Raw genomic sequence first — 21,905 nt, 5'->3', positions numbered from 1 at the left:
GTTAGATGCCGACCTCGAGATTGACCGGGCGGGTGAAAGTGTTCGCCACCGGCGACCATTTCTTCACATGGGCGACAAGCGCGTCGATCTCGTCCTGCGAGACGCCTTCGCAGTCCATGTCGACCTTGACGCGGACGTCGGTGAAGCCGACGGGCTTGTCCGACATATCGCCCGTGCCCCAGACCGCGGTGATGTTGAGATCGCCTTCGAGCTCGAGCTCGAGCTTGTTGACGATCCAGCCGCGATGCACGGCGTTGGCGTGGAGGCCGACCGCAAGGCAGGAGCCGAGCGCGGCGAGCGAGGCTTCCGACGGATTGGGCGCGGTGTCGTCGCCGAGTAAGCCCGGCGGCTCGTCGACGATGTAGGGCGGCAGATTGCGGATGTAGTTGGCGTGGCGGAATTTTCCTTCCGCAACCGTCTTGCATTTCAAGGTCTTGACGACCTTCGGATTGGCCTTGCCGTTGGCGATCAGTTGCTCGAGGCCATTCTTGTCGATGGGTGCGAGGCAACCCGTCAGCACTGTCTTTTGAACGACGGCAGTCATCATCTTCTCCCTGGCAGCCGTGGAATCCGGCAGGATACCGAACGGTCTGTTTCCTTGCATGGAGCGTGCCAGAGCCGGCCAAAAACAAAAGGCGAAGCATTGGAGCCGCTTAGCCGGCGCTGCCTGCGGATTGGTCAGCCGCCGCTTGCTCAAAGGCGATGCAGATGGGCTCACTGATGCGAATCTTTTCAGCGCGGAACAGATGCGGCTTGCTGATGCGGCGCGGCTGCGGGTAAGTTTGGACTCATGGCAAAGACGTCATCGAAGAAGACCTCGCCCCACGCCGCCGCAGGCGAAGACGAATCCGCGCGCGGGCGCCTGCTCAACGCGGCAACGCATCTGTTCTGCAAGAACGGGATCAACGCCACCGGCATCGACGCGATCATCGAGGAAGCCGGCACCGCCAAGACCACGCTCTACAAATTGTTCGGCTCCAAGACCAATCTCGTCAACGCGGTGCTGGAGAGCGAAGGCAAGCAATGGCGCGAATGGTTCATCGGCGCCATGGAGCAAGGCGGCGGCGACGCGCAGGCAAAACTCACGCGCATCTTCCCGGCGCTGAAGAGCTGGTTTGCGGAAGAACGCTTCTACGGCTGTCCCTTTATCAATGCCGTCGGCGAGCACGACAAGGACGCAAAGCAGTTCCGCAACATCGCGCTGAAGCACAAGAAGATCGTGCTCGGCCACATCGAGAAGCTCGCCGGCGAGCTCGGCTCGACCGAGCCCGCGGTGCTCGCGCACCAGCTCGGCCTCATCATCGACGGCGCCATCGTCGCCGCCATGATCTCGCGCGATCCGGGCGTGGCCGACACGGCGGCGCTGACCGCCGGCCCCCTGCTCAGCCAGACGAAGGCGAAGAAGAAGCGCGCCGCGGATCAGCTAGAGGCGGTGTGATTGCTCTCACTTCGTAGCCCGCATGGAGCGCAGCGGAATGCGTGAACACTGTCCCGGATTGCGCTCCGCTCTTTTGCGGTGTGAGCAGCATTCGTTGGGCTAGCGGAAGGCGCGATCCAGATACGCGTCGAGGCGTGCCTGCGAGACGGCATCGAGCGCGCTTTGCTCCGCGTTGGAACGAATGTCGCTTCTTTGGAGTGCGGATCGCCCATAGCGTCCCGGAACGATTGCGGCCGCCGCAACCGACGGTCCCGCAATTCTTTTCGTATTGTCCAGTGACAAGCCGACGATCAGCTTGTGAGCGTCGATCCTTTGGCCGGAAGCCATTAGGGTGGCGGGCGCCGCCAAGCCCCAGCGGTTTCCGACGGGCGATACGAAGACGTGGGGCGTTATCCCTCCGGAAACCGTCGTCGTGAACGTCAACGTATCGACAAAAACATTCGACGTCGCTTTGTCGACCGTCAACGTCCTGACCTCATTGAGGTCGAAGAATGTCGAGATCAGTTCCCCGATTCCGATATTGCCGGAAATTGGATAGGCAAAGTTCGACAGGCGATAATCCGAAGGGCATTCCGCATGACCATCCGGTTGCTCAAACCCAAGCTTCGGGTTCTCCAGCAGGTCCTTGGCCGTTTCGCTGACCACGAAATGCCGCAGGTTTTCCCGCTTGAAGTCGCCACTCGCCGACAGACCGGCGCCCGCCGTTCCGTTGGTAATGAATTTGACGGGATCGGCCGCGCCAGATCCCGCATTGTCCTCGGTGATGTCGAACGAAAAATCGAAGGCGATGCCGGTCTGGATATATTTGTCGTAGATGGCACGCTCATTGGTGTTCATTCGCGCTCTCAACGCGGGATCCCATGGCCACGTGCGCCTCTGGGTGAGCTCGTCGATCATGGCGGGATTCGGAGGCCTTTCTTTTTTCAGAAGCTCGATCGCCTTGTCCTGGATCGCAAGCCGCGTCTCGCAACGGATAAATTGCACAAGGTCGGGGGTCTTGACGCCCGTGACCTCCTGCTGAACCGGATGCAGCGAACATCCGGCGGACGCGCCGGCAACGAGCAGCGCGAGGAAAATACGGCTCCGAATTCCGTCCAAAGCTGAATGCATGCTGTCCCCCAACAAGCTGGGTCAGGGCGAGACACGCGCGAGCAATGGGGCTTCATGCCCCGTCGAGAAAAATCTAAAAAATTGCGGCCCCAAAAGACAACGCGCGAGCTGGCTCAACCCAAGATAAGTATCGTTAAGATGCTATACCCTGGGTGAAACGAGTCAAAAGGAAAGTTGGCGGCTGCCCACTGATCCACGCGCGCTGATGCGGACCGGTCACAAGATCGCCGCCCTATGTGTTCCACGACAGGCCTGGCAGCCGTGCCACCTTTTCACGTCAGTCGATCGGTCCAGGCATGGCGCGCACGCTACGGTGCGCCCACCCTGCGAGAGCCTGATCGAAATCAGCGGCTCGCTCGCAGCAAGTTAAGTTCGACGTCGGCGGCCTGCTTCTCGATGAAGGTCCTCGGACAATCGGCTGCAGCTAGGTCGAACAGCTTCAACGCCTCTTCCTTGCCGCGCTGCAGGGCGAGTTCTGCGGTATAGAAATTCGCCTCACAGAGCTGCGCCTTTTTCTTCATGGGATCGGCATCGTCGGTAGCGCCGAGCACCTGCTCTGGCGTCATCGTGCCGAGAAAGAGATTGACGATCGGCGCCGGCCATTTCGTCGCATCCAGCTGCTTCACAGCCTCGCTCAGCCGGCTCGGTTGGTCACCGCGCTTCGCAACAATTTCACGCCATAAGACCGGATAGGGATCCTTTGGATTGAGCTGGATCGCCTGATCCAGATCGGTCAACGATTTGCCGAACGAAGCACTCTGCCAATAAAACCTCGCACGATGAAAATAGGCGCGCGCATTCTGGGGATCGAGCTGCACGAGCTGATCGTAATCCGCAAGCGCACGGTCGAAATCTCCCTTGGCCCTGTACGCGTTGGCCCGGAGCCCGAAGGCATCCTTGTCCTTGGAATTAAGGCGGATCGCCTCGTCGTAGTCGGCGATAGCGCGATCAAAGTCCCCTTTTGCGTAGTAGGCCCCTGCCCGAGCGCGGAGCGCAGGGCCATCCCCCGAAACAAGACCGATTGACTCACCGTCGACGGACGCAGAAACGGGGTCATCGTCCTGACCTTGGATCTGAGCTTTCCCACCGCTCGGGAATCTTCGATCCTGATGCGCCAGCTGCATGGCCTCGGTGTAGTCGGCAATGGCGCGATCATAGTCGCCTTTTCGGGCATAGGCGACGCCGCGGCAGAGGTATGCATATCGGCTTCGCGGGTTCAGCTCGATGACTCGGTCATAGTCGGCGATAGCGCGGTCGAACTCGCCCAGTTGATGGAACGAGTCGGCGCGGAAGTAATAGAAGTTCTCTTTCTTTGGTTTGATCTCGATGGTTTGATCGAGCGCGGCCAATGCTAGCTCTCTGTTACCCTTGGCGAAGTAGACGCGGCTGCGGCACAATTGGCCGCCGCCGGTTTGCGGGCTGATCTCGACCGCTCGGTCACAGTCGGCCATGGCCCGATCCGGATCCCCTTTGCGGACGTACACGAGGCCGCGCTCGACATGCGCGATGACATTGTCCGGATGGATCAGGAGAGCCTGATCGTAGTCGGCAATGGCGCGGACGAAGTCGCGTCTTGCCGAATAGACATGGGCACGTCCGAGATATGCGTAGGTATTCTTCGGATCGAGCTCGATCACCTTGGTGTAGTCAGGCAGGGCGGCCTCGGGCTCTCGCTTCTGGATGAACGCAGAAGCCCTCGCGAGACGGGCGTTCAGATTGCCTGGATCGCGCTCGATGATCTGATTGTAGTCCGCGATCGCAAGGTCGATCTCACTCGTCTGGCGGTAGAACATGGCGCGGCGGAAGCGCGCCATGATCACTCCTTGCTGCATACCCGTCGCTGCCTCGATAATGGCGGTGCAGCCCGCGATCCGGTCATCGACACTGAAATTTCCGACCGCGTTGCACTTGGCGGTCAAGGGCATTTCCGCGCGGGCGCCTGATACTTCGAGCAAGGTCGTCAGTGCCAAAGCCCCGGCGCCTGCTGCCGCACATACGATTGCGCGGCCAGTCATTCCAAACATGCAGTCCCCAACTCGATTTTACGGGGACTGTCATAGCAACCAGCAACGCGTCTGCACAGCCCTTGGTTGCGCATAGGGATCGCAGTTCGCAGGATGGGCAAAGGCGCGCAGCGCCGTGCCCACCGTTTCTGTCTCAGCTCGTTGATCGGCAAGGTGGGCACGCTTCGCTTTGCCCACCCTACGAGACCGGTGCGCCACGATACCTACGCGCCCTGCTCGATCATCGCCTGCAACCGCACCAGCTCCGTCTCCAGATCGCGCTCGACATCCGCGGCCCTTATCTCCATCACCCGGTAATCCCGCGCCTCCAGCCACGCCCGTCGCGACGCGCGGTCGGCGGCGATGGTGTCGCCCTCGCCCGGATTGACCAGCTCGATCGCGATCCGGTGCGGGAACGAGACGAAGTCCGGGATGTGGCGGCCAACCGGGGTCTGACGCTTGAACTGACCGGCGAAGCGGCGATCACGGGTCAGCGCCTGCCAGAGCAGGCGTTCCGCGTCGGTCGGGTTGCGGCGGAGCAGGCGTGCGAGGCCGCGCACGGTCGAGCCGCTGTCCGGCACGCCGCCGCCCTGCCCGTGCTCGGCCAAAAGCGCGCGCAGGCGCGTCGCCTGCTCGCCGTCGAGCACGCCGCCCTTGGCCGGGCCCTTGCGCCCTTCCGCGATCGCCATCACCACCCCGTGCAGGGTATGCATGTCCTGCTTGGTCGGCTCCATCCGGCTAAAGATGTTGCGCAAATTGACCAGCATGGTGTCGCGTTTCTCGGCCGGGCGCAGGAACTCGACCCGGTCGAGCTCGCGCACGAGATTGTCGAGGAAGGCCTGCATCTGGTGTTGCGAGGCGCGCTCGGAGCGCTCCGGCATGCCGTGCGGCAGCTCGCCCGCCGTCGCCCGCTTGAACCATTCATAGCCGACCAGCAGCACGGCCTGGGCGAGGTTCAGCGAGGCAAAGCCCGGATTGACCGGGAAGGTGATGATGCGGTTGGAGAGCCCGACCTCCTCGTTGGTCAGCCCCCAGCGCTCGCGGCCGAACAGGATGCCGGCCTTGCCGCCGGTGGCGATGTGACCCGAAATCTCGGCGGCCGCCGCTTCTGGCCCGACCACGGGCTTGGCCTGGTCGTGGGCGCGGGCGGTGGTGGCGAACAGCAAATCGAGGTCGGCGACGGCCTGCTCGACCGTGTCGAACAATTCGACCTTTTCCAGAATGTGGTCGGCGCCGGCGGCGGCGCGCTGGGCGGCGATGTTGGGCCAGCCGTCGCGGGGATTGACGATGCGCAAGGCACCAAGCGCGAAATTGCCCATGGCGCGTGCGGCCATGCCGATGTTTTCCCCGAGCTGCGGCTCGACCAGGATCACGATGGGCCCGTCGAGGGAGAGGCCCGTCTTGCTTCTGTCAGTCCCCGACATCTCGTCTCGCTTTCACGCTTTCGCTCAAGACCTTTGTCTCTCAAGACCTTTGTCTCTCAAGGCCTTGGGGAGGCACTCTTCAGGAATTGATTCAATGCCGGCACAGGGCCGGCTGCCGTTCGCCTGTCGTTTGCCTGTCCTGACAAAATTCTCAAGGGAAATAACGGGTTGGATTCGACTTTTGAATCTCGCCTGAAACTTCAGGGCAGGCCAGGCCGGGCGACCGTCCGTGGCTCCCCATCTGTGGAAGCTGGATGAGCTAAAAGTGCATAATCACTTGGCTTTCGCCCGCCGCGCGGCGGTGCTAAGAGGCGACGGATATTCCCGTGGCGCGCCAAAAGCGCCGTTCCCAAGAGGCTTCCCCGATCATGGCAAAAATCAAGGTATCCAATCCTGTCGTCGAACTCGATGGCGACGAGATGACCCGGATCATCTGGCAGTATATCAAGGACAAGCTGATCACCCCGTTCCTTGACGTCGAGCTGATGTATTTCGACCTGGGGATGGAGTACCGCGACCAGACCAACGATCAGGTGACCATCGACGCGGCCGAGGCCATCAAGAAGGTCGGCGTCGGCGTCAAGTGCGCAACCATCACCCCGGACGAGGCCCGGGTGAAGGAGTTCAACCTCAAGCAGATGTGGAAGTCGCCGAACGGCACCATCCGCAACATCCTCGGCGGCGTGATCTTCCGCGAGCCGATCATCTGCAAGAACGTGCCGCGCCTCGTTCCCGGCTGGACCAAGCCGATCATCATCGGCCGCCACGCCTATGGCGACCAGTACCGCGCCACCGACATCAAGTTCCCGGGCAAGGGCACGCTGTCGATGAAGTTCGTCGGCGAGGACGGCACCGTGATCGAGAAGGAGGTGTTCAAGGCTCCGGGCGCCGGCGTTGCCATGGAGATGTACAATCTCGACGACTCCATCATCGACTTCGCCCGCGCTTCGCTGAACTACGGCCTGCTGCGCAACTACCCGGTCTATCTCTCGACCAAGAACACGATTCTGAAGGTCTATGACGGCCGCTTCAAGGACATCTTCCAGGACATCTACGACCGCGAGTTCAAGAAGGAATTCGAGGCCAAGGGCCTGACCTACGAGCATCGCCTGATCGACGACATGGTGGCCTCGGCGCTGAAATGGTCAGGCGGCTACGTCTGGGCCTGCAAGAACTACGACGGCGACGTGCAGTCCGACACGGTCGCGCAGGGCTACGGCTCGCTCGGCCTGATGACCTCGGTGCTGCTCACCCCCGACGGCAAGACGGTGGAAGCCGAAGCCGCCCACGGCACGGTGACCCGCCACTACCGCGAGCACCAGAAGGGCAAGGAGACCTCGACCAACTCGATCGCGTCGATCTTCGCCTGGACCCGTGGCCTGTCGCACCGCGCCAAGCTCGACAACAATGCCGAGCTCGCCAAGTTCGCGAACACGCTGGAGAAGGTCTGCGTCGACACGGTCGAGGAAGGCTACATGACCAAGGACCTCGCGCTCCTGGTCGGCGCCGACCAGCGCTGGCTGTCGACCACCGGCTTCCTCGACAAGGTCGCCGAGAATCTCACGAAAGCGTTGGCGGCCTGAGCCGTCCGCATTATTGTCGCCTGATCGGGGTTAAACATCATGATGGGCCGCGCCCAAGCGCGGCCCATTCATTTTGACACCTTCGCGCGGAGACCACCCATGTCCATCATCAAGTTCGCCGTCCCCTGCCTGCTGTTCGCCGCCATGGCCGGCCCCGCCGCAGCCGCCGACGCGCTGCCCGACGCCATCGCCGCGCCGGGCGAGACCGCAGTCCTCAGCCTCCACGCCGAGGGCGCGCAGGTCTATGAGTGCAAGGCCGGCACCGACGGCAAGCTCGTCTGGGCCTTCCGCGAGCCGATCGCAACGCTGTTCTCCGAGGGCAAGACGATCGGCCGTCATTACGCCGGCCCGAACTGGGAGCATGCCGACGGCAGCGCCGTGGTCGGCAAGGTCATCGGCAACGCGCCAGGCGCAACGGCTGCCGACATTGCCTGGCTGAAGCTCGAGGTCGCCTCCCGCCGCGGCAACGGCGTCCTCACGCCCGTCACCACGGTCCAGCGCATCAACACCCACGGCGGCAAGCTCGACGGCGCCTGCGACAAGGCCGGCGAGTTCAAGAGTGCGCCCTATTCCGCCGAGTACGTTTTCCTGAAGAAGGGCTGACCGCTCAGCGGTCGGTGCCCTCGCGCTCGGCCTGTGCAAGCTCGGCTGCGGCCAGATCGCCGGTCTCCTCGAGCCGTGCTCTTGCGGTTTCGTGAACATGGGCGGCCAGCGTCGGCATGCGCGCGATCAGGGCGTGAAAGTCCTGGGCGTCGAGCAGCAGGAGCCGCGTCTTGCGCGTCGCTGTCACCGTGCCGCTGCGCTTTGTTTTGTGCAGCAGCGCGATCTCGCCGAAGAAGGTGCCGTCGGCGAGCCGCACCTGCTGGCTCGGCAGCGCGATCTCGACCTCGCCTGCGGTGATGAAATACATCGACGAGGCGGCATCGCCCCGCCGCACCAGAACCTCGCCCTGCTCGATGGTCCGCGCCCGCAGTAGCCGCATGACGTCGGCGATCTCCGAGGCCGACAGATGCGAGAACAGCGGCACCCGCGCCAGCATGCCCCAGGTCACGACGAAATCGCGCCGCTTCAATTCTTCGGCAAAAGCCGTCGAGATGATCGCAACCGGCAGCGCGATCATGGCAAAGCCCGAGATGATCGCGAACACCGAGACGAATTTTCCGAGCGCCGTCACCGGCACGACGTCGCCATAGCCCACGGTGCCGAGCGTCACGATCGCCCACCACATCGCGTCCGGAATGGTGCCGAGCTTGCTGGGCTGGACGTCGCGCTCAATGGCATAGAGCAGCGAGGCGAAGGTGAGCACCACGCCGGTCAGGATGACGACACAGCCGATCAGCGCCCGCCGCTCGGCATGGACGGCGGCAAGCAGCGAGCGCATCGCCGGCGAGTAGCGGATCAGCTTGAAGAACGGCAGCACGCCGAGCGCGGCCAGCGTCGCATGCCGCCCCGTGGCGAGCGCGATTCCCGCCGGCAGAAACGCCATCAGGTCGATGATGCCGAGCGCGGAGAACGCGTAGGAGAATCGGTCGGCAAGCGCCGAGCCTTTTCGCGGCGTGTGGCCTGCGACCGTCCACAGACGCGCGGCATATTCCAGCGCGAACACGATGATGGAGACGATGGTGACGCCCGAGAACAACGCGCCGAACCGCGCGTCGAGATCCGGCACCGAGGCGAGAATCATCGCGACGACGTCGAGCACGATGACGCCGATGATGATCTTGATGAAGCGCGATCCGGCCGAATAGGCCAGCGGATCGTGCTCCAGCAATTCGTAGAGGCGATCCCTCAAATTCGGATCGCGAAGCCCACGCCCTCGCGGAACGAGGCGCATGGTGATTTACGCGCCTGCCATCTTACGCGCCCGCCATGGCTTTTTCGATCGCCGTCAGCGCCTCGGACGCCTTGGCGCCGTCCGGGCCGCCGGCCTGCGCCATGTCGGGCCGGCCGCCGCCGCCCTTGCCGCCGAGCGCTTCGGAAGCCACGCGCACCAGGTTCACGGCGTTGAAGCGCGAGGTGAGATCGGCGGTGACGCCGACCACGATACCGGCCTTGCCGTCCTCGGTGACGCCGACGATGGCGACCACGCCGGAGCCGATCTGCTTCTTGCCGTCGTCCGCAAGGCTCTTGAGATCCTTCATCTCGATGCCTTCCACGGCGCGCGCCATCAGCTTGACGTCGCCGACCTCGCGCACACCGCTCGCCGCGCCATTGCCGGCGGATGCACCGCCGCCCATCGCCAGCTTCTTGCGGGCGTCGGAGAGCTCGCGCTCGAGCTTCTTGCGCTCCTCCATCAGCGCAGCGATGCGCGCCGGCACGTCGTCGATCGAGGTGCGCAGCTCGTTGGCCGCGGTCTTCGCCAGCGCCATGGTCTCATTGGCATGCTTGCGCGCGTAATTGCCGGTCAGCGCCTCGATGCGGCGGACGCCGGAGGCGACGGCGCTCTCAGCCGTGAGCGTGATCAGGCCGATGTCGCCGGTGCGCCGCACATGCGTGCCGCCGCAGAGCTCGACCGACCAGCCCATCGCGTTGGCGCCGCGCTCGCGCGCGGTCTTGCCCATCGAGACGACGCGGACCTCGTCGCCATATTTTTCGCCGAACAGCGCACGCGCCCCGGCTTCGCGGGCCTCGTCGACGCCCATCACGCGGGTGGTGACCTCGTCGTTCTCCAGCACCACGTCGTTGGCGATGTCCTCGACGCGGGCGAGCTCCTCCGCCGTGATCGGCTTCGGATGCACGAAGTCGAAGCGCAGACGATCCGGCGCAACCATCGAGCCGCGCTGGGCGATGTGATCGCCGAGCACCTGACGCAACGCTTCGTGAATGAGGTGCGTCGCCGAGTGATGCGCGCGGATCGACGAACGCCTGCCGTGATCGACCTCGAGCTGGAGCGCGGTGCCCACCTTCAGCTCGCCGCTCTCCAATGTGCCGACGTGAACGAAGAAATCGCCGAGCTTCTTCTGCGCGTCGGTGACGCGGAACTTGATGCCGCCCTCGCCGGTGAGCACGCCGGTATCGCCGACCTGGCCGCCGGACTCCGCATAGAACGGCGTCTGGTTCAGCACCAGCGCCCCGGTCTCGCCGGCCTTGAGGTGGGCTACTTCCTTGCCGTCCTTCACCAGCGCGGAGACCACGCCTTCGGCGCTCTCGGTCTCATAGCCGAGGAATTCGGTGGCCCCGAGTTTTTCGCGCAGCGGGAACCAGACGGCTTCCGAAGCCGCTTCGCCCGACCCCTTCCAGGATTCGCGCGCCTTGGCCTTCTGACGCTCCATCGCGTCGGTGAACGCCGCCTGGTCGACGCCGATGCCGCGCGACTTCAGCGCGTCCTGGGTCAGGTCCAGCGGAAAACCATAAGTGTCGTAGAGCGTGAAGGCGACGTCGCCGTCGAACATGTCGCCCTTCTTCAGGGACGCGCTCTTCTCGTCGAGAATGGCGAGGCCGCGTACCAGCGTCTTGCGGAAGCGAGTCTCTTCCAGCCGCAGCGTTTCCTCGATCAGGTTTTCCGCGCGCATCAAATCGGGATAGGCCTGGCCCATCTCGCGCACCAGCGCCCAGACCAGGCGATGCATCAGCGGTTCCTTGGCCCCTAACAGCTGCGCATGGCGCATCGCGCGGCGCATGATCCGGCGCAGCACGTAGCCGCGGCCTTCGTTCGAGGGCAGCACGCCGTCCGCAACCAGGAAGGCCGAGGAGCGCAGATGGTCGGCGATGACGCGGAACGAGGCCACGGTCTGCTCGTTCGGTCCGTGGCCCAGCGCGGACGAGGTCGCATCGATCAGATGGCGGAACAGATCGGTCTCGAACACGCTGTCGACGCCCTGCATGATGCAGGCCATGCGCTCCAGCCCCATGCCGGTGTCGATCGAGGGACGCGGCAGATCCACGCGCTCCTCCTTCGTCACCTGCTCATATTGCATGAACACCAGATTCCAGAATTCGAGGAAGCGGTCGCCGTCCTCCTCAGGAGAACCGGGAGGGCCACCCCAGATATGGTCACCGCGATCGATGAAGATCTCCGAGCAAGGGCCGCACGGGCCGGTGTCGCCCATCGCCCAGAAATTGTCCGAGGTCGGAATGCGGATGATGCGGTCGTCGGAGAAGCCCGCGATCTTCTTCCAGAGCGAGGCCGCCTCGTCGTCGGTGTGGTAGACGGTGACGAGCAGCTTGTCTTTCTTGAGCCCGAAATCGCGGGTGATCAACGTCCAGGCCAGCTCGATCGCGCGCTCCTTGAAGTAGTCGCCGAATGAGAAATTGCCGAGCATCTCGAAGAAGGTGAGATGGCGCGCGGTGTAGCCGACATTGTCGAGGTCGTTGTGCTTGCCGCCGGCGCGCACGCATTTCTGCGAGGTGGTGGCGCGCTGGTAAGGCCGCTTCTCGACGCCGGTGAAGACGTTCTTGAACTGCACCATGCCGGCATTGGTGAACATCAACGTCGGGTCGTTGCGCGGCACCAATGGCGAGGACGACACGATCTCGTGGCCGTTCTCGGCAAAGAAGTTCAGAAAGGTCGACCTGATCTCGTTGACGCCGCTCATGTTCATCCAATCGGGTGTGCTTGGACCCGCTTCCGAGCCATCCAAACCTAAGGGTTTGAGCTGATATCTGCGGGCCAAAGCGCTTTTAGACAAGGCCAGTCTCGCTGTCCAGAAACTGTGCAGAGAGATCAGAGGGTTGCCGCGCTTGCGCAGGCCCGTTGGCGGCAATCCCCGTTGATACCTGCTGCAACTGCGTTGACAGGCTTGGCCGCCCTGTGGTCTGTACCCATCTGTATCGTACGGCCACGTCGGGAGAGACCGGCACTTGCCGGCGCCGAAGGAGCAACCGCCCCGGAAACTCTCAGGCAAACGGACCGCGTGGCTTTGACGACATCTGGAAAGAGGCGCCGACGGGCTTGAAGACCCGGACTGCGTCCGCCGACGGGATAATACTCTCAGGCACAGCGACAGATGGGGCTTCGACTGGTTGCTTCCGGGGAATCGTCCCCGGGGAACCGCCGAGGGCCCCGTGATGCTTGCGCGCGACGACCAAGATTCCCTGAAGCGTACGCCCCTCCATAGCCTTCACGTGTCGCTCGGCGGCAAGATGGTGCCGTTCGCGGGCTACGACATGCCGGTGCAATATCCGGCCGGCGTGCTGAAGGAGCACCTCCAGACCCGCACCTCCGCCGGCCTGTTCGACGTCTCCCATATGGGCCAGATCGCGCTCAGGCCGAAGTCGGGCAAGGTCGAGGACGCCGCCCGTGCGCTGGAAAAGCTGGTGCCGCAGGACATTTTGGCGATCGCGCCGGGACGGCAGCGCTACGCCCAGTTCACCAATGCCGATGGCGGCATTCTCGACGATTTGATGGTCGCCAATTTCGGCGATCACCTGTTCCTGGTCGTCAACGCCGCCTGCAAAGCCGATGACGAAGCGCATCTGCGCGCGCATCTCTCGGATGACTGCATCATTGATTCGCTGGAAGATCGCGCGCTGATCGCACTTCAGGGCCCGAAGGCCGAAGCCGCGCTGGCGAAATTGTGTGCAGAGGCTACTTCCATGAAGTTCATGGACGCGGGCCCGCACAAGGTCGCAGGTCTCGCCTGCTTCGTCTCGCGCTCCGGCTACACCGGCGAGGACGGTTTTGAAGTCTCGGTTCCCGCAGGCGATGCCGAGCGTTTGGCAAAAGCGCTGCTGGACAATCCCGATGTGATGCCGATCGGCCTGGGCGCCCGCGACAGCCTGCGGCTCGAGGCCGGTCTCTGCCTCTACGGCCATGACATCGACACCGCGACTACGCCGGTCGAGGCCGCGCTGGAATGGTCGGTGCAGAAGAGCCGCCGCACCGGCGGCGCCCGCGCCGGCGGCTTTCCCGGTGCCGAAAAAATCCTCGCTCATTTCGACCAGGGCGCATCGCGTCGCCGCGTCGGCCTGCGCCCTGAGGGCCGCGCGCCGGTGCGCGAGGGCGCGCTGCTGTTTGCGGGCGAAGCAGGCAGCAAGCCGATCGGACAGGTCACCTCGGGCGGCTTCGGCCCGAGCCTGAATGCGCCGGTCGCGATGGGCTACCTGCCCACGAGCTCAAGCGCGCTCGATACAAAGCTCTTTGCCGAGGTGCGCGGCCAGCGACTGCCGCTCACGGTTGCCGCCATGCCCTTCGTGAAAAACACCTACAAACGCTGAAGCATGATGAGATTGAGCACAGCTGGCAGCTCCGAGGCCACCTCTCCCCCGCGGGGAGAGGTCGGATTGCATCTGGCGATGCGAAGCATCGTCCAGTGCAATCCGGGTGAGGGGGCGCGGCACCCAGTGAGACCAGATCCCCTCACCCGGATCGCATCTTACGATGCGACCCGACCTCTCCCTACGGGAGAGGTGAAACTGACCGCTCGGCCCTCACCGTTTCAAATTAAGCTTTCAACCGCTGCAGGAAACCGACCATGACCACGACGCTGTACACCTCCGACCACGAATGGCTGGCGATCGATGGCGATGTCGCCACCGTCGGGATCACCGATTACGCGCAGTCGCAGCTCGGCGACGTCGTGTTCGTCGAGCTGCCCAAGGTCGGCCGCGCGCTGAAGAAGGCCGAAGCTGCCGCGGTCGTGGAATCGGTCAAGGCCGCCTCCGACGTCTACGCGCCTGTTACGGGCGAGGTGCTCGACGTCAACGACGCGCTCGGTACCGAACCGGCGCTGGTCAATTCGGACGCGCAAGGCAAGGCGTGGTTCTTCAAGATCAGGATTGCCGACAAGAGCGAGCTCGGCGGCCTCATGGATGAAGCCGCCTACAAGGCGCATACGGCCTGAGAGAACGATGGAGCAAGCGATGACCGCGCACCGTAAATCCAGCGGCGACACCGCCGCCAATTTTGCTCGCCGCCATATCGGCCCCTCAGTGCGCGATGTCACCGCGATGCTGGAGACCGTCGGCGCCAAGAGCGTCGACGCGCTGATGGCGGAGACGCTGCCGGCCTCGATCCGGCAGGCCGCCCCGCTCGATCTCGGCAAGCCGCTCAGCGAGACCGAAGCGATCGCGCATATGGCCGAGCTTGCGCGAGAGAACCAGGTCTTCACCTCGCTGATCGGCCAGGGCTATTCCGGCACGATCCTGCCGGCGGTGATCCAGCGCAACATCCTTGAGAACCCGGCCTGGTACACGGCGTACACGCCCTACCAGCCCGAGATCAGCCAGGGCCGGCTGGAGGCGCTGTTCAACTTCCAGACCATGATCTGCGATCTCACCGGGCTCGACGTCGCCAACGCCTCGCTGCTCGACGAGGCGACCGCGGCGGCCGAGGCGATGGCGCTCGCCGAGCGCCACTCGAAGGTCGAGGCAAAGGCCTTTTTCGTCGACAAGGACGTGCATCCGCAGACGTTGGCTGTGATGCGCACCCGCGCCGAGCCGCTGGGCTGGAACATCATCGTCGGCGATCCCCTCGCCGATCTCGACAAGGAAGACGTGCTCGGCGCGCTGCTGCAATATCCGGGTTCTTCCGGCGCGGTGCGCGACCTGAGGCCCGCGATCGCGGCGCTGAAGGCCAAGGGCGCGCTCGCGATCATGGCCGCCGATCTGCTGGCGCTGACATTGCTCGCCTCGCCCGGCGAGCTCGGCGCCGACATCGCGATCGGCTCCGCCCAGCGCTTTGGCGTGCCGATGGGCTATGGCGGGCCGCACGCGGCCTATATGGCGGTGCGCGACGCGCTGAAGCGCTCGCTGCCCGGCCGCATCGTCGGCCTCTCCGTGGACTCGCGCGGCGCGCCCGCCTATCGCCTCGCGCTCCAGACCCGCGAGCAGCACATCCGCCGCGAGAAGGCGACCTCCAACATCTGCACCGCGCAGGTGCTGCTCGCCGTGATCGCCGCGATGTATGCGGTTTATCACGGCCCCGAGGGGCTCGCGCAGATCGCACGCACTGTGCATCGCCGCGCCGCCGTGCTCGCCGCGGGCCTGCGCAAGCTTGGTTTTGCTCCGACCAGCGAAACCTTCTTTGACACGATCAGTGTGGATGCCGGCGCCAAGCGCGCCGAGATCATCGCGCGCGCAGCCGCCGAGACAATCAATTTCGGTGTCGGTGAAAGCGCTTTGCGCATCGCGCTCGACGAGACCACCACGCCCGCGACCATCGAAGCGGTCTGGCGCGCGTTCGGCGGAGAGCTTGCCTACACCGAGATCGACGCCACCACGCGCGAGGCGCTGCCGGAGGCGCTGAAGCGCGCGACCCCCTTCCTCACCCATCCCGTGTTCCACGCGCACCGCTCCGAGACCGAGATGCTGCGCTACATGCGCAAGCTCAGCGACCGCGACCTCGCGCTCGACCGCGCCATGATCCCGCTCGGCTCCTGCACCATGAAGCTGAACGCAACCACCGAGATGATGCCGCTGACCTGGCCGGAGTTCGGATCCCTGCACCCCTTCGCCCCGCGCGAGCAGGCCAAGGGTTATTCCGCGCTGTTCGCGCGGCTGGAAAAATGGCTGTGCGACATCACCGGCTATGACGCGATCTCGCTCCAGCCGAATTCGGGCGCGCAGGGCGAATATGCCGGGCTGCTCGCGATCCGCGGCTACCATGCCGCGCGCGGCGAGACGCAGCGAAAAATCTGCCTGATCCCCTCCTCCGCCCACGGCACCAATCCCGCTTCGGCCGCGATGGTCGGCATGGACGTGGTGGTGGTGGCCTGCGAGGCCAACGGCGACGTCGACGTCAGCGATCTCCGCGCCAAGGCGGAAAAACACTCGAACGATCTCGCCGCAATCATGATCACCTATCCCTCGACCCACGGCGTGTTCGAGGAGCACATCAGCGAGATCTGCGACATCGTCCACGGCCATGGCGGCCAGGTCTATCTCGACGGTGCCAATCTCAACGCACAGGTCGGCCTTAGCAGGCCCGGCGACTACGGCGCCGATGTCAGCCATCTCAATCTGCACAAGACCTTCTGCATCCCGCATGGCGGCGGCGGCCCCGGCATGGGCCCGATCGGCGTGAAGGCGCATCTCGCACCGTTCCTCCCCGGTCATCCTGAAAATCGTCACCCCGCGACGAATGGCGACGCCCCGGTCGGTCCGGTCTCGGCCGCGCCGTTCGGCTCGGCCTCGATCCTGACCATCTCCTATATCTACATCCTGATGATGGGCGGCGAAGGCCTGAAGCGCGCGACCGAGATCGCGATCCTCAACGCCAATTACATTGCCGCCCGGCTCGATGCCCACTTCCCCGTGCTCTACAAGAACGAGAGGGGCCGCGTCGCGCATGAGTGCATCGTCGATCCCCGCCCGCTCAAGACGACGAGCGGCGTCACCGTCGACGACATCGCAAAACGCCTGATCGATTACGGCTTCCACGCGCCCACCATGAGCTTCCCGGTGCCGGGCACCCTGATGATCGAACCGACCGAGTCGGAATCCAAGGCGGAGCTTGATCGCTTCTGCGATGCCATGATCGCGATCCGGAAAGAGATCGCCGAGGTCGAGGCCGGACGCTTCAAGATCGAGGCATCGCCGCTGCGCCACGCCCCGCACACCGTGCACGACATCGCCGACGACGCGTGGGCCCGCGCCTACACCCGCAGCGAGGGCTGCTTCCCCGCAGGCAGTTCGCGCACCGACAAATATTGGTGCCCGGTGGGGCGCGTCGACAACGTCTATGGCGACCGCAACCTGGTGTGCTCGTGCCCGTCAGTGAGCGATTACGCGGAAGCCGCGGAGTAGCGGCATCGTAGGGTGGGTTAGCGGGCGGCTGCGCAAAGCGCAGTCCGCCGGCGTAACCCACCGTTTCTGCTTCCGTGGAAAAAACAGTGGTGGGTTACGCCTTCGGCTAACCCACCCTACAGTTCTGAACGTGTAGCTAAGGCGCAACGAGCGAACGGCTCTCACGGTCCCACCGCCACAGCCGCTCGTTGGTCAGAAGCGTACCGCCCCACCAACGCTCGATCGGGTTATGGCGCCACAAATCGTCTTCGCGAGCGACAAGTGAACGCCCGAGTTCAGTCAGCATAACCTTCCATTCGCTCCTTCCGAAGTAACGGTCCTCATTGTCGAACGCGGGGTCGCCCAACAGGACCGGCGGGACCGAATGCTCCGCCAGTTCGATCAAAGCATCTTGCACGTCGTCTTCGTCGAACACATCGCGAAGCCACCTCGCCTCGGTAACTCGCCTTGGGTCGGTGTGCCCGTCGTTCACGAAGTCGAGGAGATCCATTTCGCTCGCGCCGAGTCCCGTCACGCTGTCCGGAAGCTCCTCAAGCACCGCAATCAGCGCCGATCGAAGCCTCGGCAGAATCATCAGATCCGTCATCAGCAGATCGAAGCAGGGTTTTGGCGTTTCAGCCCGGTAGGCTTGCCAGGCGCGGCTTGCCATCACCAGATGGTTGTCGGTCACCTTGAAGGCCGGCAGCTTCCATTTTGCGACCGACTCCGGCGCATAGTTTGCAACAACGACGTCCGTGTGCACCAGGCTCAGCTTGGTCGTGATCTCCTTGTAGGGGCGAAGCAGGTCGAGCAGCCAGACGAGCACGAGTTGATCATTGGGCCGGGGATCGACCCACACCTCGATCGAGTCGAACTTCGCACACAGCTCGAAGAAACCGGTATCACGCGTACCGAAACCTCGCAGGTAGTCTCTGCAAATATCGTCGAGCCAGTGATCACCTTGATTGCAGTGCTTGGCAGATCGCCGCTCCAGCTCCGTCAAAAGCTGCTCGTCGGAAGGCAATTTCCTGCAGACGAAACGTGGATAGACTCCGACCACGAGGTTCGCGAGACGCGACTGGCGAAGCACGTCTTCCGCAAGATCGTTCGTGGCTAAAATCAAATGGGACACGACTGCCTCTCAAAATTGATACGCAGTACAGGAAAACTCTGAGCGAATACGCACGTATTAATCGGGCACGATGAGTGAGAAGGTCTCGCGGTCCCACTGCCACAGCCGCTCGTTGGTCAGGTGGGTGCCGCCCCACCAGCGATCGATCTGATTGTGGCGGCGAAAATTCTCATCGCCTCCCAGCACCGCCTTGCCGAAGGCGGTCAACGACAAGCGCGACCGCTTGTACCGATCGAGGCGGGTTGAATCGTTGTGCATGTCCAGCGAAAAGGGGCCCTCATCCAGGCCCGACACCGCCGGTCTCTCGCACCGCGCGAGCCCGTCAAGCAGGGCTCCGACTTCCCAATATCCATACACTTGCCGCTCGTTGCGCCTTTGATGTCCCGGGAAGACGTCGAAGGGCTGCACATCGCCCGGCGCTACCAAGTCCAGGATCCGCGCTTCCGTGGCTCCAAGGCCCGAACCGGGGCGCGGAAGCTCTTCGAGCAGTTCAACCGCGCACCGCTCAAGCCGCGGAAGCAGGCTCAAATCCGTTTTGAGCAGGTCAAACCAGGCCCGCGGTGTCGGCGCGCGATAGGCGCGCCAAGCGGCACCGGCCAGTTCAAGGTGATCTTGCGCGAGTGTGATGGCAGGAGGGCCCAGCCCGGCGAGTTGTGCTGGATCGACATCACCGATGGCGATAGCCAACTGACGCATCACCAGTTTGGAGACCGCCGCTCTCTCGCCGCCGCAATGGTCGAGCAGCCAGAGTAGAATCAACTGCGCATTTCGCTCCGGCCCCATCCACAACTCGACCGCCTCATATTCCGCGGACAATTCGATCAATCCCCGGTCTTTCGCGCCCGATTCTTCGAGACGCCAGGACGGCGTATCGTCCAGCCAATGATGCCCGTGTGGCTGCGTCGTGCGCGGCGCAAAGAACGCGTCGAGCTCCGCAGGGGGCGGCAACGGCCCCCAGACCAGCCGGCGCTCGATTGGGATGACGAGATCGGCAAGCCCGGCGCGTTGCAGAGCACCGGCGGTGGACGAGTCCGTTGTCAGAATAAGTCGCGTCATGCTCACGGCCTAACACGCCCAAAACGAAACGGGCACTGACGACGTCGGCAACTCAACGTCCTCAGCGCCCGCTCCTCGCGAAAGATTTTCGCGTTAAAGCATGATCCGGAAAAGTGCGAAGCGGTTTTCCGAGAAGATCATGCTCAAACAACAACCTGAAGCGCGATGACGATTCATCCCAATCTCATCGCGCTTCAAGGCTTACTCGTCCCCGGGCTCCTCGCCGTCGGCGTCGCGCTCGGGGCTGCCGGCGAGAATCTGCTCGGCGATCAGGCCGGAGTTCTGGCGGATCGCGGTCTCGATCTTGGCCGTGATGTCGGGGTTGGCCTTCAAAAACGCTTTCGAGTTCTCGCGGCCCTGACCGAGGCGCTGGCTGTCATAGGAGAACCAGGCGCCGGACTTCTCGACGAGGCCGGCCTTGACGCCGAGGTCGAGGATCTCGCCCATCTTGGAGACGCCCTCGCCGTACATGATGTCGAACTCGACCTGCTTGAACGGCGGCGCCAGCTTGTTCTTGACCACCTTGACGCGGGTGGTGTTGCCGACGACTTCGTCGCGCTCCTTGATCGCGCCGATGCGGCGGATGTCGAGGCGGACCGAGGCATAGAATTTCAGCGCGTTGCCGCCGGTCGTGGTTTCCGGCGAGCCGTACATCACACCGATCTTCATGCGGATCTGGTTGATGAAGATCACCATGGTGTTGGACTTGTTGATCGAGGCGGTGAGCTTGCGCAGCGCCTGGCTCATCAAGCGGGCCTGGAGACCCGGCAGCGCATCGCCCATCTCGCCCTCGAGCTCGGCCTTCGGCACCAGCGCCGCAACCGAATCGACCACCAGCACGTCGACCGCACCCGAGCGCACCAGCGTGTCGCAGATTTCCAGCGCCTGCTCGCCGGTGTCGGGCTGGGAGATCAGGAGCTCGTCGATGTTGACCCCGAGCTTGCGGGCATAGACCGGGTCGAGCGCGTGCTCGGCGTCGATGAAGGCGCAGATGCCACCCTTCTTCTGGGCTTCCGCCACCGTGTGCAGCGCCAGCGTGGTCTTGCCCGAGGATTCCGGCCCATAGATCTCGACGACACGCCCCTTCGGCAGACCGCCGATGCCGAGCGCGATATCAAGCCCAAGCGAGCCCGAGGAGACCGCCTCGACATCCATCGAGCGGTCGTTCTTGCCGAGCTTCATCACCGAGCCCTTGCCGAACTGCCGCTCGATCTGGGAGAGCGCGGCGGCGAGAGCTTTACTCTTGTCCATGGAAGATCCTTCGACGATACGCAGGGCAGTGGTGGACATTGGGTCGTGCTCCTTATGGCGAGGATTCGCGCGAGGGACAAACGATTGGCGGGGCGGCTCGTCGATAAAAGCAATGTACACTATTTGTTCTAGGTTCGCAATATGTTCTTTTGCGGATTTTGGTGCTGGCCTGTTTCCGACCTCAGTGGCCTAGTTTGAAAATCACGGTGGACTGATTTGAACTTAACGGCCGGAACCGAATTGGAACTCAGCCAATAAAGGAGGTTTCTATGACCAAACTTTTGGCTGTGCCGGGAACAAAACCGTAAGTGATCGCTCGTGCGATCCCCCGGCTTAAGTGCGGCGGCTAAGCGAGCGCTGGTGATGTACTGGCGGGACCGATTGTTGGATAGCGACTGTTTATCGCTCAAACGCTAAAGGCACAGAAGGGATGGCAACCGACTGACTTGTCCACCGTCATTAACTAGAGAGGCCGCCTTAGTTGGCGGCCTCGTCGTCTTTGGCGATCTGCCGTTTGACGCGACGGAGCAGCAACTCCAGCTGATCCTCCATGTCCTGATAGGATTCGACTGAGAGCCGCTGCGGAAACGTGATCGTAACCGTCCCTTCCGGCAGATTAAAAACCTCCTGCACTGGTTTCTTGATCAGGTGCACAGGTGTGTCGAGCAGGCGCTTCGCGTCAGCCGCCAGTTGAGCTTCATTCATATCGGAGTTTTCCTCCTCGTCATCGGGAGGATTATACTCGTCTTGGATTCCGCCTACAAGGTTCATAGTAGCGAGATAGGATTTTGCCGCCTTCTCTGCGGCGTCCGGAATGAAGTTGCGTTTGATAAGGGCGTATTTCAGGTTATCGAGGCTGGGCAACGTGTTGGGGAATTCTTTCGTCAGTTCCTGAAACAACTGAGGCCGATTGGCGAGGCGCCCTAGCGCCTCCGTTCGTTCGCTGGAGCCTGCGGGAGCCATCAAGGCCTTTACTGTATCATCACTGATCCGCAATTCTTCCCCTGAGCCTTCGATAAGACCATATGCACGCACCGCGCCGATCTTACCAAGGGCGCGACCGTTGAGGCTTGAATAGCCCATATGCTTGGCGAGCACAGAGCGCGCCATCTTGTTTCGGTGCTCTTTTTCATAAGCCGGGCGCACCGCCTCCAACGCCGGGCCAAGGGACATGCTCGGGTAGTTCGGACTACGTATTTTAGCCATACGGCCCTCCAATGGTTCGGTTCCATATAGCGGAGGCGG

General features: G+C 63.3%; 16 protein-coding genes and 1 riboswitch. Of the genes, 6 read left to right on the top strand and 10 right to left on the bottom strand.

Annotation, left to right across the window (positions count from 1 at the left end):
• Position 1: 1 nt before the first annotated feature.
• The gene (locus IC761_RS12910) at positions 2 to 544 is read right to left on the bottom strand and encodes an OsmC family protein (RefSeq protein WP_195803615.1); all 543 of its coding nucleotides are present in this window, start codon (positions 542 to 544) and stop codon (positions 2 to 4) included.
• A gap of 246 nt (positions 545 to 790) precedes the next feature.
• Between IC761_RS12910 and IC761_RS12905 the strand changes: the two genes are divergently transcribed.
• Complete coding sequence (locus IC761_RS12905; RefSeq protein ID WP_195803614.1) at positions 791 to 1,438, top strand: TetR/AcrR family transcriptional regulator; 648 nt, start codon at positions 791 to 793, stop codon at positions 1,436 to 1,438.
• 99 nt (positions 1,439 to 1,537) lie between these two features.
• On the opposite strand, the gene IC761_RS12900 is transcribed toward IC761_RS12905, so the two are convergent.
• The 3 genes from IC761_RS12900 to IC761_RS12890 form a co-directional block, all read right to left on the bottom strand.
• Positions 1,538 to 2,548, bottom strand: coding sequence for a Y4kA family protein (locus IC761_RS12900; RefSeq protein WP_195803613.1), 1,011 nt, complete (start codon positions 2,546 to 2,548; stop codon positions 1,538 to 1,540).
• Between the two features lie 344 nt (positions 2,549 to 2,892).
• On the bottom strand, positions 2,893 to 4,518 hold the full coding sequence (locus IC761_RS12895; RefSeq protein WP_246791507.1) for a tetratricopeptide repeat protein: 1,626 nt from the start codon (positions 4,516 to 4,518) through the stop codon (positions 2,893 to 2,895).
• Positions 4,519 to 4,775: 257 nt separating this feature from the next.
• Positions 4,776 to 5,975 carry a TrmJ/YjtD family RNA methyltransferase gene (locus IC761_RS12890; RefSeq protein ID WP_195803612.1) on the bottom strand — a complete coding sequence of 400 codons (1,200 nt, stop codon included), beginning with the start codon at positions 5,973 to 5,975 and terminating at the stop codon, positions 4,776 to 4,778.
• A 368-nt stretch (positions 5,976 to 6,343) separates the two neighbouring features.
• Here IC761_RS12890 and IC761_RS12885 point away from each other — a divergent pair, with 368 nt between their 5' ends.
• Both IC761_RS12885 and IC761_RS12880 read left to right on the top strand, forming a co-directional pair.
• A complete protein-coding gene (locus IC761_RS12885; protein ID WP_195803611.1) occupies positions 6,344 to 7,558 on the top strand; it encodes an NADP-dependent isocitrate dehydrogenase in 1,215 nt (404 codons plus the stop codon).
• Positions 7,559 to 7,657: 99 nt separating this feature from the next.
• On the top strand, positions 7,658 to 8,161 hold the full coding sequence (locus IC761_RS12880) for a DUF3455 domain-containing protein (RefSeq protein ID WP_195803610.1): 504 nt from the start codon (positions 7,658 to 7,660) through the stop codon (positions 8,159 to 8,161).
• Between the two features lie 4 nt (positions 8,162 to 8,165).
• Here the strand turns inward: IC761_RS12880 and IC761_RS12875 are convergent, their stop codons facing one another.
• A complete protein-coding gene (locus IC761_RS12875; RefSeq protein ID WP_195803609.1) occupies positions 8,166 to 9,392 on the bottom strand; it encodes a cyclic nucleotide-gated ion channel in 1,227 nt (408 codons plus the stop codon).
• Positions 9,393 to 9,414: 22 nt separating this feature from the next.
• Positions 9,415 to 12,093, bottom strand: a complete 2,679-nt coding sequence (gene alaS / locus IC761_RS12870) for an alanine--tRNA ligase (RefSeq protein WP_195803608.1) — start codon at positions 12,091 to 12,093, stop codon at positions 9,415 to 9,417.
• Positions 12,094 to 12,332: 239 nt separating this feature from the next.
• Positions 12,333 to 12,419: riboswitch (glycine riboswitch) on the top strand.
• Positions 12,420 to 12,565: 146 nt separating this feature from the next.
• On the opposite strand from alaS, the gene gcvT reads away from it, so the two are divergent.
• From gcvT to gcvP, 3 genes are all read left to right on the top strand, one after another.
• The gene (gene gcvT, locus IC761_RS12865) at positions 12,566 to 13,714 is read left to right on the top strand and encodes a glycine cleavage system aminomethyltransferase GcvT (protein ID WP_195804636.1); all 1,149 of its coding nucleotides are present in this window, start codon (positions 12,566 to 12,568) and stop codon (positions 13,712 to 13,714) included.
• A 257-nt stretch (positions 13,715 to 13,971) separates the two neighbouring features.
• Positions 13,972 to 14,340: a glycine cleavage system protein GcvH gene (gene gcvH, locus IC761_RS12860; RefSeq protein WP_195803607.1), complete on the top strand. Its 369-nt coding sequence runs from the start codon at positions 13,972 to 13,974 to the stop codon at positions 14,338 to 14,340.
• A gap of 19 nt (positions 14,341 to 14,359) precedes the next feature.
• Positions 14,360 to 17,242, top strand: a complete 2,883-nt coding sequence (gene gcvP / locus IC761_RS12855) for an aminomethyl-transferring glycine dehydrogenase (protein WP_195803606.1) — start codon at positions 14,360 to 14,362, stop codon at positions 17,240 to 17,242.
• Between the two features lie 136 nt (positions 17,243 to 17,378).
• On the opposite strand, the gene IC761_RS12850 is transcribed toward gcvP, so the two are convergent.
• The 4 genes from IC761_RS12850 to IC761_RS12835 all read right to left on the bottom strand — a co-directional run bounded on the left by IC761_RS12850 (position 17,379) and on the right by IC761_RS12835 (position 21,866).
• Entirely contained in the window at positions 17,379 to 18,353 is a 975-nt protein-coding gene (locus tag IC761_RS12850) for a hypothetical protein (RefSeq protein ID WP_246791506.1), read from the bottom strand.
• A gap of 57 nt (positions 18,354 to 18,410) precedes the next feature.
• Complete coding sequence (locus IC761_RS12845) at positions 18,411 to 19,409, bottom strand: hypothetical protein (RefSeq protein WP_195803605.1); 999 nt, start codon at positions 19,407 to 19,409, stop codon at positions 18,411 to 18,413.
• Positions 19,410 to 19,610: 201 nt separating this feature from the next.
• The gene (gene recA, locus IC761_RS12840) at positions 19,611 to 20,699 is read right to left on the bottom strand and encodes a recombinase RecA (protein WP_195803604.1); all 1,089 of its coding nucleotides are present in this window, start codon (positions 20,697 to 20,699) and stop codon (positions 19,611 to 19,613) included.
• Positions 20,700 to 21,137: 438 nt separating this feature from the next.
• On the bottom strand, positions 21,138 to 21,866 hold the full coding sequence (locus IC761_RS12835) for a hypothetical protein (protein ID WP_195803603.1): 729 nt from the start codon (positions 21,864 to 21,866) through the stop codon (positions 21,138 to 21,140).
• Between the last annotated feature and the right edge of the window lie 39 nt (positions 21,867 to 21,905).

The sequence above is a fragment of the Bradyrhizobium commune genome (assembly GCF_015624505.1).
GTDB classification, from domain to species: Bacteria; Pseudomonadota; Alphaproteobacteria; order Rhizobiales; family Xanthobacteraceae; genus Bradyrhizobium; species Bradyrhizobium commune.
Note: the sequence above shows the minus strand (reverse complement) of the source record. Positions and strands in the feature narration are given on the sequence as shown.